The sequence below is a fragment of the Nocardia sp. NPDC004568 genome, assembly GCF_040609955.1.
Lineage (GTDB): Bacteria > Actinomycetota > Actinomycetes > Mycobacteriales > Mycobacteriaceae > Nocardia.
Window position 1 is genome coordinate 1 of sequence record NZ_JBEXLL010000082.1, and the last position, 16,248, is coordinate 16,248.

At 67.5% G+C, this 16,248-nt stretch carries 11 protein-coding genes; 6 read left to right on the top strand and 5 right to left on the bottom strand.

From position 1 onward, the window contains the following. Window positions 1-64: 64 nt before the first annotated feature. Window positions 65-2,911 (bottom strand): preprotein translocase subunit SecA, encoded by a 2,847-nt coding sequence (secA, locus tag ABZV91_RS27510; RefSeq protein ID WP_355247611.1) that lies wholly within the window; start codon window positions 2,909-2,911, stop codon window positions 65-67. 307 nt (window positions 2,912-3,218) lie between these two features. On the opposite strand from secA, the gene ABZV91_RS27515 reads away from it, so the two are divergent. The 6 genes from ABZV91_RS27515 to bluB all read left to right on the top strand — a co-directional run bounded on the left by ABZV91_RS27515 (window position 3,219) and on the right by bluB (window position 10,864). Continuing rightward, entirely contained in the window at window positions 3,219-4,628 is a 1,410-nt protein-coding gene (locus tag ABZV91_RS27515; protein ID WP_355247614.1) for a wax ester/triacylglycerol synthase family O-acyltransferase, read from the top strand. 10 nt (window positions 4,629-4,638) lie between these two features. Beyond that, on the top strand, window positions 4,639-5,142 hold the full coding sequence (locus ABZV91_RS27520) for a hypothetical protein (RefSeq protein ID WP_355247667.1): 504 nt from the start codon (window positions 4,639-4,641) through the stop codon (window positions 5,140-5,142). Window positions 5,143-5,325: 183 nt separating this feature from the next. Beyond that, window positions 5,326-6,459: a ferredoxin reductase gene (locus tag ABZV91_RS27525; RefSeq protein WP_355247670.1), complete on the top strand. Its 1,134-nt coding sequence runs from the start codon at window positions 5,326-5,328 to the stop codon at window positions 6,457-6,459. 289 nt (window positions 6,460-6,748) lie between these two features. After that, entirely contained in the window at window positions 6,749-8,122 is a 1,374-nt protein-coding gene (locus tag ABZV91_RS27530) for a fatty acid desaturase (RefSeq protein ID WP_355247617.1), read from the top strand. 215 nt (window positions 8,123-8,337) lie between these two features. Next, complete coding sequence (locus ABZV91_RS27535; RefSeq protein WP_355247620.1) at window positions 8,338-9,594, top strand: fatty acid desaturase; 1,257 nt, start codon at window positions 8,338-8,340, stop codon at window positions 9,592-9,594. Between the two features lie 619 nt (window positions 9,595-10,213). After that, window positions 10,214-10,864, top strand: a complete 651-nt coding sequence (gene bluB / locus ABZV91_RS27540) for a 5,6-dimethylbenzimidazole synthase (protein WP_355247623.1) — start codon at window positions 10,214-10,216, stop codon at window positions 10,862-10,864. 43 nt (window positions 10,865-10,907) lie between these two features. On the opposite strand, the gene raiA is transcribed toward bluB, so the two are convergent. The 4 genes from raiA to mtrB all read right to left on the bottom strand — a co-directional run bounded on the left by raiA (window position 10,908) and on the right by mtrB (window position 16,167). After that, window positions 10,908-11,606, bottom strand: a complete 699-nt coding sequence (raiA, locus tag ABZV91_RS27545) for a ribosome-associated translation inhibitor RaiA (protein WP_355247626.1) — start codon at window positions 11,604-11,606, stop codon at window positions 10,908-10,910. Between the two features lie 214 nt (window positions 11,607-11,820). Next, entirely contained in the window at window positions 11,821-12,453 is a 633-nt protein-coding gene (locus ABZV91_RS27550; RefSeq protein WP_355247629.1) for a ComF family protein, read from the bottom strand. A 40-nt stretch (window positions 12,454-12,493) separates the two neighbouring features. Then, window positions 12,494-14,299, bottom strand: coding sequence for an MtrAB system accessory lipoprotein LpqB (gene lpqB / locus ABZV91_RS27555; RefSeq protein WP_355247632.1), 1,806 nt, complete (start codon window positions 14,297-14,299; stop codon window positions 12,494-12,496). Beyond that, a complete protein-coding gene (mtrB, locus tag ABZV91_RS27560; RefSeq protein ID WP_355247673.1) occupies window positions 14,299-16,167 on the bottom strand; it encodes an MtrAB system histidine kinase MtrB in 1,869 nt (622 codons plus the stop codon). The genes lpqB and mtrB overlap by 1 nt, the downstream gene beginning before the upstream one ends. Window positions 16,168-16,248: the final 81 nt, after the last annotated feature.

The following is a 16,248-nucleotide window of genomic DNA, read 5'->3' on the forward strand; positions in this document are numbered from 1 at the left end:
GCCCCCCCCCCCCCACCGCCGCCCCCCCCCCCCTCCCGCGGGCGCCCCCCCCGACGATTCGAGATCAGTGCTTACGACGAGTCTTGGGGGCCCTGCCATGTTTCGTCTGCGCCCGGGCCGCCTCGCGCCGTTCCCGGCGGGTGCCCTGCGTCGGCGTGTCGGAGCCGTACTCCTCCGCGTCGCTGTGCACCGCGGTGCGGCCACCCTCGTCCGGCCCCGAGTAGCTCAGGCCCCGCGGCCCCGAATCGTCGATCCCCCGGGCGCGCAGCGCCGGCGGCGCGCCGTTGAGGATCGGCAGCTTCTCGGTGGGGTACTGGCTCTCCGGCGGCACCGGCTGCGAGCCGATCGGGGACCGCAGCCCCTGGCCCACCTGGACGCCGTCGGGTTGCGGCTGCTGGACCTCCACCTGGACGTTGAACAGGATGCCGACGGCATCCTCCTTCAACCCCTCCAGCATGTTGGCGAACATATCGAAGCCCTCGCGCTGGTACTCCACCAGCGGATCGCGCTGGGCCATCGCGCGCAGGCCGATACCTTCCTTCAGGTAGTCCATCTCGTAGAGATGCTCGCGCCATTTCCGGTCCAGCACCGACAGCAGCACCTGGCGTTCGAGGGTGCGCATACTGCCTTCGCCGGCCAGGCCGTCGATCTCGGACTCCCGCTGCTCGTAGGCGGCGTGCGCGTCGTCGAGGAGGGTTTCCAGCAGATCCTCGCGAGTGATCTCGCCGGCCTCGCCGACCTCGGTCTCACCGGTGATGTCGCGGTGGTTCAGGCCGACCGGGTAGAGCGTTTTCAGCGCGCTCCACAGCTTGTCGAGATCCCAGTCCTCCACGTAGCCCTCGGCGGTGGCGCCGTCCACGTAGGCGGTGATCACATCGGTGATCATGCTCTGGACCTGGCCCTCCATATCCTCGCCGCGCAGGATCTGGTTGCGCTCGTTGTAGATGACGGTGCGCTGCTGGTTCATCACCTCGTCGTACTTGAGCACGTTCTTGCGGATCTCGAAGTTCTGCTGCTCGACCTGGGTCTGTGCGCTCTTGATGGCCTTGGAGACCATCTTCGCCTCGATCGGCACATCGTCGGGCAGGTTGAGCCGGGTCATGATCGACTCCAGCGCCGCACCGTTGAACCGGCGCATGAGCTCGTCGCCGAGTGACAGGTAGAACCGCGATTCACCCGGGTCGCCCTGGCGGCCGGACCGGCCGCGCAGCTGATTGTCGATACGCCGGGAGTCGTGGCGTTCGGTGCCGAGCACATAGAGGCCACCGGCCTCCTTCACCGCCTCGGCGTCCTCGGCGACCTGCTTCTTCACCTTCTCCAGCGCGTGGAACCAGTTGGCCTGGTACTCCTCGGGGGTGTTCACCGGGTCCAGGCCCTGCTGGCGCAGCAGAGTGTCGGTGATGATGTCGGGGTTGCCGCCGAGCACGATATCGGTACCGCGGCCGGCCATATTCGTCGCGACGGTCACCGTGCCGGGACGGCCCGCCTCCGCGATGATCTGCGCTTCCTTCTCGTGGAACTTCGCGTTCAGCACATTGTGCGGGACACCGCGCTTGGTGAGCTGCTTGGACAGATACTCCGAACGGTCCACACTGGTGGTACCGATCAGCACCGGCTGCCCCGCCTGGTGGCGTTCCACCACATCGTCGACCACGGCGTTGAACTTCGCCTCTTCGGTCTTGTAGATCAGGTCGGCCTGGTCGATACGGACCGGCGGCTTGTTGGTCGGGATCGGGATGACGCCCAGGCTGTAGATCTGATGCAGCTCGGCCGCCTCGGTCTCGGCGGTACCGGTCATACCGGAGAGCTTGTCGTAGAGGCGGAAGTAGTTCTGCAGCGTGATGGTGGCCAGGGTCTGGTTCTCCGGCTGGATCTCCACCCCCTCCTTGGCCTCGATCGCCTGGTGCATGCCCTCGTTGTAGCGGCGGCCGACCAGGATGCGCCCGGTGAACTCGTCGACGATGATCACCTCACCGTCGCGGACGATGTAGTCCTTGTCGCGGGTGTAGAGCTCCTTGGCCTTGACGGCGTTGTTCAGATAGCTCACCAGCGGGGAGTTGGCGGCCTCGTAGAGATTGTCGATACCGAGCTGGTCCTCGACGAATTCCACACCCGCCTCGTGCACGCCGATGGTGCGTTTCTTGATATCGACCTCGTAGTGGAGATCCTTTTTGAGAAGCGGTGCAATCCGGGCGAATTCGGCATACCACTTACTGGAGGCGTCCGCGGGGCCGGAGATGATGAGCGGAGTACGCGCCTCGTCGATCAGAATCGAGTCGACCTCGTCGACCACGGCGAAATTGTGGCCGCGCTGAACGAGATCGTCCAGCGAATGGGTCATATTGTCGCGCAGATAGTCGAAGCCGAATTCGTTGTTGGTGCCGTAGGTGATGTCGGCGGCATAGGCCTCCCGCCGCTGCGGCGGTGTCATACCGGCCAGGATCGCGCCGACCTCGAGGCCCAGGAAGCGGTGTACCCGGCCCATCCACTCGGAGTCACGTTTGGCCAGGTAGTCGTTGGTGGTGACGATATGCACGCCGTCGCCGCTGATCGCGTTCAGGTAGGCCGGCAGCACCGAGGTCAAGGTTTTGCCCTCACCGGTCTTCATCTCGGCGATATTGCCCAGATGCAGCGCCGCGCCACCCATGATCTGCACTTTGTAGTGCTTCTGCTGCAGCACCCGCCACGAGGCCTCGCGCGCCACGGCGAACGCCTCGAGCAGCAGGTCGTCCAGCGATTCCCCCTCGGCATAGCGCTCGCGGAACTCGTCGGTTTTGGCGCGTAGCTCGGTATCGGTGAGGTCCTCGTAGTCGCCCTCGAGTCCGATCACCTCGTCGGCGAGATGGGAGAGGCGCTTGACCATGCGACCCTCACCAAAACGTAGCAACCTCGTCAGTGTCAGCGCAGGCACGAGTCTCGTCAGTCCTCTGGTTCGGTTTCGGCTCCGATGTCGGCGGCGCGCGACCCGGCGACGGGCCACGAAGCCGCAGCTTGCTTCATGGTAATGCGGCTCCCATGGTAGGCGCCCCCGCCTACCCGGCCAGTGTGCCTCGTCCGACATTCGGCGGCCGGCCGGGCCCGCGCCGGCTATATCACCGCGTGCTCGCGCGCAAGCCTTCGAATTACATATCGGAATATCACACACAATGGTGCGGGAACCGGTACCACCTGGTCACAATGGAGACCGGTTTCCGGACTTCGAAGGGGCAGACACCAGTGTGATAGCGAAGCTGACACCGCAGGACGCGGACTTCTTCCGGCTGGAAGCGACCACCCACCCGGTACACATCGGATCGCTGGCCGTTCTCGACAACACCGGCGAGGACGGCGAGCCGATTCTCGATTACCAGGGGCTGGTCGATCTGGTCGAGTCACGCCTGCCGTTGGTACCCCGCTACCGCCGCAAGGTGCGCGAGATCCCGCTGTCGCTGGGCCGCCCGGTCTGGGTCGAGGACAGCCACTTCGATATCACCTACCATCTGCGCCGATCCGCTCTCCCGTCGCCGGGCAGCGACGACCAGCTGTACGAGCTGACCGCCCGGCTGGGTTCCCGCCCGCTGGACCCCGGCCGGCCGCTGTGGGAGATGTACCTGATCGAGGGGCTGAGCGGGGGCCGGTGCGCGATCTACACGAAATCGCACGCGGCCCTGGTCGACGGGCACGCCGCCTTGGAGATCGGCCATGTGGTCGTGGACGGGGCCGAGTCCCCGCGCGAGATAGCGGACGACGCGTGGATCCCGCGCCGCGAACCCAGCGACGCCGATCTCCTGCTGGGCGCCGTCGGTCACCTGGTGTCCCAGCCCGGCACGGCGGTGGAGGTGCTGCGCGAGGTGGGGGCGGGCACCGCCGGTCTCATCGGGACGGCCGGACGGACGGTGCAGGGCGCGGTGGCGGCCGTGCGTTCGGCGGCCAGCGGCACACCGGACAGTCCGTTGAACACGCGCACTTCCCGGCAGCGCAGATTCACCGTCGCCGTCACCGAGCTCGACGATTACCGACGGGTGCACCAGCAGGCCGGCTGCACGATCAACGATGTGGTCCTGACGGTGGTCACCGGCGCACTGCGCAACTGGCTGCTGTCCCGGAACAAGGGCCTGACCGAATCGAGCGTGCTGCGCGCGGTCGTGCCGATGTCGGGTTACAGCGGGGAGCCGGGTACCGGACGCACCCTGCCCAGTGGGATCACCCCGTTCCTGATCGACCTGCCGGTAGGTGAACCCAGTCCGGTCATGCGGCTGTCCCATATCGCGCACGCCACCGCCGAGGACGCCCGCGGCCGGCACGGCGTGCGGGCCTCGACCCTGGTGCACCTCGCCGGTTTCGCTCCGGCCAGCCTGCACGCGATGAGCGTGCGGGCGGCGAGTACGTTCGCAGACCATACGTTCAATCTGGTGATCACCAACGCGCCGGGCCCGCAGACACCGATGTTCGTCGGCGGCGCGCGGATGCTGGAGATGTACCCGGTTTCGCCACTGCTGCGCAACCAGGCGACGAGTATCGGGATCACGTCCTATGACGGGCGGATCTGCTACGGACTCAATGCCGACCGCGAGGCGATGGCCGATATCGGAGTTCTGGCCGCGTCGGTGCCCGAATCGATGGAGGAGTTACTCGGTGCCTGCCTCTGACCGCAAGGCCATGCGCGTGTACGTGCCGGCCACCGTGCCGATGCTGCGCGAGCTCGTGGACAAGCGCGTCCTGCACGCGGTCGGCGGGACGGCTTTCGCCCTCACGCCCGCGCTCCGCGAGGCCTACGCCTCGGGCGACGACGAAGAACTGGCCGAGGTCGCCATGGCCGAGGCCGCGCGGGCGGCGCTGCGGCTGCTGGCCGAGGAGGTGCACGGCTCCACCACCCCGATGTACCGCCGCGCGGTGATCGCGGTGGATGTGGAGGGCGCGACCCTGCGCCCGGACCTGGACGACGCGGTGGTGAAGCTGGACGGGCCGATCGAGTACGAACGGATCGCCTCGGTCCATCTGGACCTGGCCGAAGCCGAGCCGGCGGTCGCCGCGGCGGTCGAGCACGTCGATGCCGCCGACCTCGGCGACGAGGACGCCGAGTTCGTACTGGGCGACGCCGAGGACCATCAGCTGGCCTGGTACGCCACCCAGGAACTGCCGTTCCTCGTCGAGTTGCTCTGAGCCCGCGATTGTGACCGGGGACCGGCGGCACGGCCGCCGGCTGTGAGCCGCAACCGGGTCCACGGACGCCGCTCACCTGGGCCCCCGCGACAACCTACGATGCCGTAACCTGGTGCCACGGCGCGCCCCGGGCGCGGAGAACACAGGAGAAGAACAGCGCATATGGGCAGGAAACCGAACGCGATGACGGTGCGCGGTGTCAAGAACTGGCTGGAGGCACCGGCGGCCGGTATCGCCGAACGCGGCGGCAAACTGAATCTGCTGCGAGGGGCGGTGGCGCGGGTCACCACGCCCCTGCTGCCCGATGATTACCTACATCTGGCCAACCCGCTGTGGTCGGCGCGGGAACTGCGCGGACGGGTCGTCGACGTCCGTAAGGAGACCGCCGATTCGGCGACGCTGGTGATCAGACCCGGCTGGGGATTCGACTTCCGCTACGAGCCCGGGCAGTACATCGGTATCGGGATCCTGATGGAGGGTCGCTGGCACTGGCGGTCCTATTCGCTCACCAGCCCGCCCGACTGGGACGATCCGCGCTACGGCAAGAAGGTCATCGCCATCACGGTGAAGGCGATGCCGGAGGGATTCCTGTCCAGCCACCTGGTCAACGGAGTATCACCCGGGACGATCGTGCGGCTGGCCGCCCCGCAGGGCGCCTTCGTACTGCCCTCCCCGCCGCCGCCGAAGGTACTGTTCCTCACCGCCGGGTCCGGCATCACTCCGGTCATGTCGATGCTGCGCGCCCTGGATCGCCGCGACGCGGTGACCGATGTGGTGCACATCCATTCGGCGCGGACCGCCGAAGACGTGATGTTCGCGGCCGAACTCGACGCACTGCACGCGCGGCATCCCGGATTCGTCTCCCACATCCACCTCACCGGCGAAAAGGGCAAGTTCGCCACCGCCGCCCTGGACGAGCTCTATCCCGATTGGCGAGAGCGTCAGGCCTGGGCGTGCGGTCCGCTGGGCATGCTCGACGAGGTCGAGAAGCACTGGCAGGAAGCCGGTCTCGCCTCGGCTCTGCATGTGGAGCGGTTCGAGGTGGAGCGGTCCGCGACCACGGAGGGCGGCACCGTCACCTTCGGCAAGAGCGGCCGCACGGTGACCGTGGACGGGGCCACCACCCTCCTGGAAGCCGGTGAATCCGCCGGTGTTCAGCTGCCGTTCGGCTGCCGGATGGGTATCTGCCAGACCTGTGTGGTCACCTTGAGTTCGGGACATGCCCGCGATCTACGCAACGGCACGGAGCGGTTCGAGGGAGAGAAGGTGCAGACGTGCATCTCCGCCGCGGCGGGCGACTGCACACTGGATATGTGACCCGAGACGGTTCACCCGGTGATCGGCGCCTACGGGTACGCTCGGGGTAGCTTCCCGGAGCCGGGAAGACCGTGGCAACACGCTCTCGTTCGACCCCCCGGTCCGACACAGCCCGGCAGCGCGGATATGTGCCAGCATACGAACTCGCACAGCCGGAGCTACCACGGTCCGACACACGACCAGCCGTGTGGACAGATTGTCAGCACACGGACGCGCACGGCCGAAGCGTCGGCGAGGTACGCCTCTCCCGCTCTCGTCTCCGCGGACAGCGCCTACAGAAGGGACGCCGGTGGCAATCACCGACATCAGAGCCTTTGCCCACCTCACGGCCGAGGATGTCGAGACGCTGGGGCAGGAACTCGACACCATCCGCCGTTCGGTCGAGCAATCCCTGGGCGAGCGGGACGCCCGGTACATCCGGCGTACCATCGCGGCCCAGCGCGGCCTGGAACTGGCCGCCCGCGCCGTACTGTTCGGTAGCCGGAACCGGTGGGCCTGGCTCGCCGGCACCGCCATGCTCTCGGTCGCCAAGATCATCGAGAACATGGAACTCGGCCACAACATCAGCCACGGTCAGTGGGACTGGATGAACGATCCGGAGATCCACTCGACCAACTGGGAATGGGATATGACCGGCCCCTCGGCGCAGTGGCGGCGGGCGCACAACTATTCCCACCACACCTACACCAATGTGCTCGGCAAGGACGAGGACCTCGGCTTCGGCATTCTCCGGATGACCCGCGACGAGCCGTGGCGGCCGGTGCACCTGGTCCAGCCGGTCGCCAATATCGTGCTGGCCGCGGCCTTCGAATGGGGTATCGCCCTGCACGATTGGACGATCGACAAACAACTGTCCGGAGTGCCGCGATACCAGGTCCTGTCCGAACCGAACAAACTGTTCGTCCGTAAGATCGCCCGTCAGGTCGCGAAGGATTTCCTGATCTATCCGGCGGTCACCGGGCCGGCGTTCATGTCCACACTGAAGGCGAACGCCACCGCGAACCTGATCCGCAATCTGTGGGCCTACGCGGTGATCTTCTGCGGCCATTTCCCCGACGGCGCGGAGAAGTTCACCGAGGAACAGCTCGAGGGTGAGACGCCCGGTGAATGGTATCTGCGGCAGATGCTCGGCAGCGCGAACTTCTCCGCCGGTCCGGTCATGGGTTTCATGAGCGGCAATCTGAGCTATCAGATCGAACACCACCTCTTCCCCGATCTGCCCAGCAACCGCTATCCGGAGGTCGCGGTCGGAGTACGCGAACTCTGCGAGAAATACGATCTGCCCTACACCACCGGATCGTTGGGCAAGCAGTATCTGCTCGCCTTCCGGACCATTCACAAACTCGCCCTGCCCGACCGATTCCTGCGGCGCACCGCCGACGACGCGCCGGAGACCTCGTCCGAACGCAAGTTCGCCGGGGTGACCGCGCACGCGGGACCGGACAACCGGCCGTGGAGTATCGACCCGGCGACCGGGAAGCGCCGCGGGCTGCGCTGGGCGTTGCACGAGGCGAAAATCGCGCTGCGCGCCAAAGCCGAAGAAGAAAAAGAAATGCTGCGCAGCGCCGAGCGGACCCTGCGGGCCAAGGCCCGGCAGGAGCGGGATCTGCTCCGGCGAGCCCGGCACGCGCTGCGCAAATCGCAGCGGTCCTACTCGGCCTGAACGGCCGCCCGGACGCCGCGGAAGAAATAGTGTGGCGGGCGTAACGCGGCCACCGCGCCGAGCGATCATCCCCACTGGAGCCCGAATGTGACCCACGGCTGCGGCGTTTTGCCCGGCCTATCATTCGCCTTTGGGACAGGCAATAGGGCGCACGCCACATTTTTTGCGCAAATCTCCAAACCTACGGTGTCGTAACTTACGGTAGGGTAGCCGCCATGGCTATCTCGGATGTCAAGGAATACGCGCATCTCACCGAGGCGGACGTGGAGGCTCTCGGGGCGGAGTTCGACGCGATTCGCCGGGACATCGAATCGACGCGAGGCGAGCGCGATGCCCGATACATTCGCAATGTCATCAGGCTCCAGCGGGCGCTCGAGATCAGCGGCCGGACGGTTCTGTTCGCCGGTTTCCTGCCCCCGGCCTGGCTGGCGGGCGTGGCATTGCTGGGCACCGCCAAGATCATCGAGAACATGGAGATCGGGCACAATGTGATGCACGGTCAGTGGGACTGGATGAACGATCCGGAGATCCACTCCACCCACTGGGAATGGGACAACGCGGGCCCGTCCAAACACTGGAAGCACACCCACAACTACCTGCACCACAAGTACACCAACGTCCTGGGAATGGACGACGATATCGGCTACGGTCTGCTCCGGGTCACGCGCGATCAGCGCTGGAAGCCGTTCAACATCGGCAACCCGGTCTACAACCTGGTGCTGCAGTCGCTGTTCGAATACGGCGTCGCGATCCAGCACCTCGAACTCGGGAAACTGGCCGCCGGTAAATTCAAGCCGGGAAGCCCGGAACGGGCTGAATTCGACCGTAAGGTCGAGGAGGTCGTGGCCAAGGTCAAGAAGCAGGCGGTGAAGGACTATGTCGTCTACCCGCTGCTGACCGGTCCCTCGTTCTTCCACACCCTCACCGCCAATCTCACGGCGAACGTGATCCGTAACGTCTGGTCCAACGCGGTCATCTTCTGCGGCCACTTCCCCGACGGCGCCGAGAAATTCACCAAAGCCGATATCGACAACGAATCCCAGGCCCAGTGGTACCTGCGGCAGATGCTCGGCAGCGCCAATATCTCCGGCGGCAAGCTCATGCACTTCATGACCGGCAACCTCAGCCACCAGATCGAGCACCACCTCTTCCCCGATCTGCCCAGCAACCGCTACGCCGAGGTCGCGGTCCGCGTGCGCGAGTTGTGCGACAAATACGATCTGCCGTACACCACCGGCTCGCTGCCGGTCCAGTACTTCAAGGCCTGGCGCACCATCATGAAACTGTCGCTGCCCAACAAATATCTCCGCCACACCGCCGACGACGCCCCCGAAACGGCCTCGGAGCGGAAATTCAACGGCCAGGCGGTTTCCACGTTCGATCCGGTCACCGGAAAGCGCCGGGGTCTGCGTACGGCGATCGCCGAAGGCCGCCGCAGGCTCCGCCGCCGCTCGGTCGCACTGGCGGGCTGAGTCACCGGCGGCGGGATCGCAGAAACGAGCTCCGACCCTACGATCCCGCCGCACCCGGCCCACCCGCATCCGACCGGGCAGCGCTCCCACGGCTCCAGCGGGTTCCGCTCACCGCGGACAACCGCACCTACTCGGCGCCGAGCTCAGAGAGGCCCACGAAAGGTCGAGGCCGTCCCCTCCCGTGGTCGAAGGCGCTCGATAGTCCATACCCTCTTGGCGGCCCACCGCGCAGCACACGTGCGAAGCCGCGGGTCTCGAAGCCCGAACGGCAGGCTCACGGGCCCGAGCTTCCACCCCACGTGCCCGCCCCACCCACCTCCGACCGGGCCACGCCCCCACGGCTCCAGCGAGCCCCCCGGTCGGCGCCGAGTTCAGCGAGGCCCACCCAGGGTCGAGCCCCGTCCCGCCCCTTGACCGAAGGTGCTCAACGACCGAAGGTGCTCAACGGTCGCACTCCATGGACGGCCCACCGCACATCGCACATCGCACGCGCGAAGCGCGAGTCCGGTGGCCTGAACGGCGGGACCGAGGAGGCCTCGACCCCGCGGCGCCGCAGACGTCGCAGATGAACACAGCCCCCGGCCCGCTCGATCGGGAGCCGGGCAAGAACAATGGCCTCGTGTGTGCAGCGGAGATGAGCGTGTACGAGGCCATCCGGACCCGCCGGGATGTGCGGGCGGAGTTCACCGGCGAGCCCATCGACGACCCCACGCTGTGGCGGATTCTCGGGGCGGCGCACCACGCGCCGAGTGTCGGTAATTCGCAGCCCTGGGATTTCGTTGTCGTTCGCGATCCGGCGACGCTGCGGACGTTCGCGGCGCACGTGGCCGAGCGGCGGCTGGATTTCGCGCGATCGCTGCCCGCCGAACGGGCCCGGACCTTCGCGCCGATCAAGATCGAGGGAATCACCGAGAGCGGCACCGGCATCGTGGTGGTCCACGACGATGCGCGGGGCGGGCCGCAGGTGCTGGGCCGGGCGACAGTGCCCGAAACCGGCGTGTATTCGACGATTCTCGCGATCCAGAATCTCTGGCTGGCCGCCACCGCCGAACAGATCGGGGTCGGCTGGGTGTCCTTCTACGACGAACCGTTCCTCGCCGAACTGATCGGCCTGCCCGCGGGAGTCCGGCCGGTGGCCTGGCTCTGTATCGGGCCGGTCGCCGAATTCCAGACTGTCCCCGATCTGGAGCGTTTGGGCTGGCGCGACCGGCGACCACTGAGTGCCGCCGTACATCGAGAGCGGTACACCCCCGCGAACGGGGAACGATAAAGCCGACCGGCCCATCGTGCGGACCGGTCGGCTGCAGTGTCGGCTAGGCGAGCCTTATGAGGCCGTAGTCGAAGGCATGACGGCGATAGACCACCGACGGCCGGTCGGTTTCCTTGTCCTGGAACAGGAAGAAATCGTGGCCCACCAACTCCATCTGGTAGAGGGCGTCATCGACTGTCATCGGTATCGCGGAGTGCACCTTGGTGCGCACGATATGCCCGGGCCCCTCGTATTCGGGGTAGTCGGCCGCGAAATCGGACCGCTTCCGGGTGTGCGGGGAATGGTCGTGCGGAATTCCGGAGAGGTCGCCGAGCAGCGGCTCATCGGCCAGGTCGGCGGTGGCGTCGTGGACCGACACCGGGGTCTTCTCCCCGTAGTGGACGCGGCGACGGTCCTTGGTGCGGCGCAGCCGGCTCTCCAATTTGGCGGTCACGGCCTCGAATGCGGCGTAGAAACTGTCCGCGCAGGCCTCGGCGCGGACGATCGGACCCTTGCCCCGCGCGGTGATCTCCACCCGCTGGCAGGCCTTGCGTTGACGACGGTTGCGCTCGTGGAAGAGTTCCACGTCGAAGAGGAAGATCGATGGATCGAAGCGTTCCAGCCGGGACAGCTTCTCCGACACATAGATTCGGAAATGGTCGGGAACCTCGACGTTGCGGCCTTTGACGACGATATCCGCCCGGGTGTCCCGCGGTCGGTCGAGCTGGTCGTCCAGCTGCGTCGTCTGAGCTGTGTCCTGCACTGAAGGTCGTGAAGTAGTCGTCACGCGTACCTCCCGGATTCGGCCGCACACTTGTCGTCGCATGCGGCGGGATGAAACGGTGCCGGCCATGTCGGATCCAGTCGGCCGGCACGTGATGTACGAGGCCCACCTCCAAACTCCCGGATCGGGTGTGTGCACGCGACGCTAGTACGCGGATCAGAGGTTCGCCACTGTTCACGCAAATTTCCCGGATTCACCCAGCGCACGTCACGAATACGCCATCCAGGCGTGTTCCAGCGGCAACGAGGGCGCGTGCACACGCGGAGACCGTGGCGCCTGTCGTCAAAACGTCGTCGACCAGGACGACCTGCGCGTTCGCCGCACAGTACGGCAGCGGCCCGGCGCTCACCCGACCCCGTAGATTACGGTCGCGCTCACGCGCCGACAGACCGGCCGAATCGCGGACTCCCCACCAGACTCGCAGACACGGCAGAACCTGGCAACTGCCCAGCGACCACGCCGCGATCCGCGCGCATCGCAGTACCGGGTCACCACCACGCCGCCGCGCCGCGGCTCGCCGGCTCGGCGAGGGTACAAGTATCAGGGGCCGGTCCGGGGCCCGCAACTCGGCCAGCCCCGCGGCGAGGGCGTGTCCCAGCGGCCCGGCGAGATCGCGCCGGCCGCGTTCCTTGGCCGCGAGTACGGCCTGCCGCGCCGGGCCGCGGTAACGGCTCAGCGCCCAGCACGGCACCCCCGGATCCGCGCGGGGATACACCCGGATGGGCGGGCCGGCGACGCTGCGCGCGCACTCGGCACACCACGATGTCCCGGGCCGGCGGCAGCCGCCGCATTCCGACGGTATGACCAGATCCAGGAGTGTCCGCATGAGCGGAGTGTGCCGGTGGGCACCGACACGGCGACCCGGATCAGCCGGGGAGCACCGGTACGGCGTCCGCGCCGAGCCCGGGGACCTCACGCCAGTAGGGGTCGCCACCTTCCGGTGTGCGGGTGAACTCCAGTACCGCGCGGGAATCGGCGACGTACTGGCGTTCGACGGAGGCGGTGACCTCGCGGACCGGCGGAGTGAGATTGCGGCCGCCCAGCGACGCCATTCCGGAGCCGTCGATCTTGACCGTCCGTACCGGATCCACATTGCCCGCGGTGGCCAGGACGACCGTATCGTCGCTGAACCAGTCGACCGAGGTCGCGTCGGTACTCAGTTCCATGGCGATCTGCCGCGGTGAGGTGAGGGCGAAAGTGCCGTCCGGTCGGCGCAGCACCATGGCGACGTACACCTTGCCGTCGGCGATCAGCGCCGCGCTGACCCCGTTGCGTGAGATCCGCAGTTCGGTGATCGGCAGTTCGAAGGTCGGACCGGAGTCCGGGGCGAAGAGCTGGGCGGTGTCCACCTCCTGGACCGAGACAGTGCCGGTATCCCGGTTGGTGACCGCCCGGATCACCCGATTTCCGTCGATGACCGCCCAGGCCGCGCTGCCGTCGGCGGTCCAGGACGGGCGGGTGATGGTCCCGCCCTCCGCGACCGGGAACGCGTTGCCCCCGTAGCTGCCCACCATCAGCGTGCGTTGCGGCTGCGGTGGCTGACGGCCCGCGTCGGCGACGGCGGCCACCAGTTTCCCGTCCGGCGACAGACCCACCGACTGCAGGTTCTGGACCTCGCCGAAGTAGCCCGGAGCGGGGGCCGGGGCGCGGTTCTCCTCGACCTCGACCAGCTTGCCCTCGCGCAGCGCGTGCAGCCCGATCAGCGCGTCGGGTTGCACGGAATCGGCGAGCGGTCCCAGGTCGTCCACCGACCAGCCGTTCCCCGCGAACCGCTCATCCAACGGCCGGCCGTCGTCGAGCAGCATGTAGGGGCCGAGAACGTCGGCACCCGCGAGGGTGAGGACCACCTGGGCCGCGAACAGTTCCCGGTCGCGCGGGCTCGGTTCGCCTATCCCGGTGAAGTCGATCCGCACCCCGCCCAGGCCCACGCCGACGCCGACCGGATCGCCGTTGGCCTTGGTGACGGCCCCGCGCACCGCGACGGGCGGCGCCAGGTAATTGCGGACGACCGGAGCGATATACGACTGGGGTCCCGCGATCAGCATGGTCACCAGTTTCTGCGCGAGTTCGTCCGGGCGTCCCGCGACCCAGCGCAGATCCGGCGCCACATGCTGACCGTCGGCGGTGACGAAGTACAGGGCATGCCGCCGGTAGGACTGGGTGAAGGCGCTGTACTCCATCACCACGCCGTCGGGTAGTTCGTCGATCCGCCATTGACCGTCGACCCGGGTCATCTCGATCTTGTTCTCGATGGTTCCGTCGACCGCGTGGTAGGACCCGTCCGCGGAGAGCTCGCCGACCTTACGGGCACGCAGCACGTAGGTCGCCTCGTTCTCGTTACGCGATTCGCGCAGGGTGTCCGCGCGCTCCACGATCACGGTCGAGTCGCCGTCGTTCCACTGGGTCGAGGCCGCGGGGGTCATGTACTGCCGGGCGGCGAGATGACCATCGGCAGGATCCGCGGTGGCCTGCAGGAAATCGCGCAGCAACAGATCCGGGTCCCGGTCCTTGGTGGGCGCCGGCGGCCCCTCGGCACTGGGTTCCTGATTGATCGTCCCGAGAGCCTGGGGCTGCGAGGAGTCGGGCAGATTCGCGCAACCGCCCGTGGCGGCCAGACCCGTCACCGCCGCCGCCACCATCAATCGGCGGAACCACCGCCTGCGCGCGCTCATCACTTCTCGTCCCCGCGGTCGGTGGCCATCGAGCCGTCGGCGGACGGCTCCGGGTCCGCGGTGCCGCCCGGTTCCGATCCCGGTGCCTGGGCGGACGGTCCCGAGTCCGGACCGGCGTCGGTGGCCCCGGCCACCCGCGCTCCCGGCGCCGGGGCTTCCGGTTCCGCGCTGCTCGTCTGCGGTTCGGCGGGCTCCGTGGGCAGGGGAGCCCACGGTTCGGTGTCGGTGACCGGCGGGCCGAGTTCCACCCGCTCGCCGCCCGCCCGCTCATTCTCGGCGTGCGGCCGCCGCGGCGCCCGGCGCATACCGGGTTCCAGCGGCAGCGGGCTCTTGCCCAGCTTCTGGCCACGGATCAGCGGCAAGGTCAGCCGGAAACTCGCACCGACCCCGGGCCTGCCCCACGCCTCGAGTTTGCCGTCGTGCAGGTTGGCGTCCTCGACGCTGATCGACAAACCGAGACCGGTCCCACCGGATCGGCGCATCCGCGAAGGGTCGGACCGCCAGAACCTGCTGAACACCAGTTTCTCCTCCCCCGGCCGCAGCCCGACGCCCTGGTCCCGCACCACCACGGCGAGGGCATTGGCTTCGGTGTCACCACGCATCCGGATCAGGACGGGTTTGCCCTCACTGTGGTCGATCGCATTGGCGAGCAGATTGCGCAGTACACGCTCGACCCGGCGCGGATCGACCTCGGCGACGACCGGCTCCTCGGGCAGATCGATCACCACCTCGATCCCGGCGTCGCGGGCCAGATGCCGCACTGTGGAGATGGCCGCGCGGACGCACATCCGCACATCCAGCGATTCCACCTGGAGTTCGGCGACACCGGCGTCGTGCCGCGAGATCTCCAGCAGATCGTTGAGCAGGCCCTCGAACCGGTCCAGTTCGGTGACCAGCAGTTCGGCGCTGCGCGCCAGCGCGGGATCGAGGTCGTCGCTGCTGCCGTGGATGAGATCGGCGGCCATCCGCACCGTGGTCAACGGTGTACGCAACTCGTGGCTCACATCGGAGGTGAAGCGCCGTTGCAGATTGCCGAACTCCTCCAACTGGTTGATCTGGTTCGACAGGCTCTCCGCCATTTCGTTGAAGGCCTTCGCCAGCCGGGCGATATCGTCGTCGCCGCGCACCAGCATGCGTTCCTTGAGCCGGCCGTCGGCGAATCGGCCCGCGATCCGGGCGGCCGACCGGATGGGCAGCACCACCTGCCGGGTCACCAGTGCGGTGATGGCGGCCAGCAGGATCAGCAGCACCACCCCGCCGACCAGCATGGTGCCGCGCATCAGCGCCAGGCTGCGTTCCTCGTTGCCCAGCGGGAAGATCAAGTAGATCTCCAGCGTGGGCACCTCGGCGCTGGGGCTGCCGATGATGAGCGCACGGCCGTGGTAGCCGTCCGGGTCCGCGACCGTCGCGAACTGGTAGCTGACCTGGTTGCGCTGGACGAACCGGCGCAGCGCGTCGGGCACCTCCTTGATGGGCCCGGCGGTGATCACCTGCTGCGGGGTCCCGCCGATCATGCTCAGTGCCGAATCGAAACTGCCCGCCGCGCCACCGGTCCGGTTCGAATCACGCCGGTTGGACAGCGAATCCCGGGCATCGGTCAGCCGCTGTTGCTGGCTGGTGATGTCGTGCACCCCGGTCAGCTGGGTTTCGACCGCGTTGCGGACGCGGTCCATCTCCTCGACCCCGGCATTGATCTTCGCATCGAGCAGCCGGTCGGTGATCTGGCTGGTCAGCACAACACCCAGCACGGTGATGACGATCAGCGACAGCGTGAGCGTCGAGACGATGACGCGCAACTGCAGCGATCGCCGCCACAGCAGTCCCAGTGATCTACCGACGTGCTGGAACCATTCGTTGACCGGTGCCAAGGCCTCCCGCACGTCGGCGAGACGCCCGTTCTGTCCGACTTTTCGACCGGAGTCCGACCCTACGTGGTCACGCAAGGTAGC

Coding starts and splice junctions, on each gene's coding strand:
- ABZV91_RS27520 (WP_355247667.1), top strand. CDS start 4,639: ATGCGCGTGTACGTGCCGGCCACCGTGCCGATGCTGCGCGAGCTCGTG.
- ABZV91_RS27525 (WP_355247670.1), top strand. CDS start 5,326: ATGACGGTGCGCGGTGTCAAGAACTGGCTGGAGGCACCGGCGGCCGGT.
- ABZV91_RS27535 (WP_355247620.1), top strand. CDS start 8,338: ATGGCTATCTCGGATGTCAAGGAATACGCGCATCTCACCGAGGCGGAC.
- ABZV91_RS27550 (WP_355247629.1), bottom strand. CDS start 12,453: ATGCGGACACTCCTGGATCTGGTCATACCGTCGGAATGCGGCGGCTGC.
- lpqB (WP_355247632.1), bottom strand. CDS start 14,299: ATGAGCGCGCGCAGGCGGTGGTTCCGCCGATTGATGGTGGCGGCGGCG.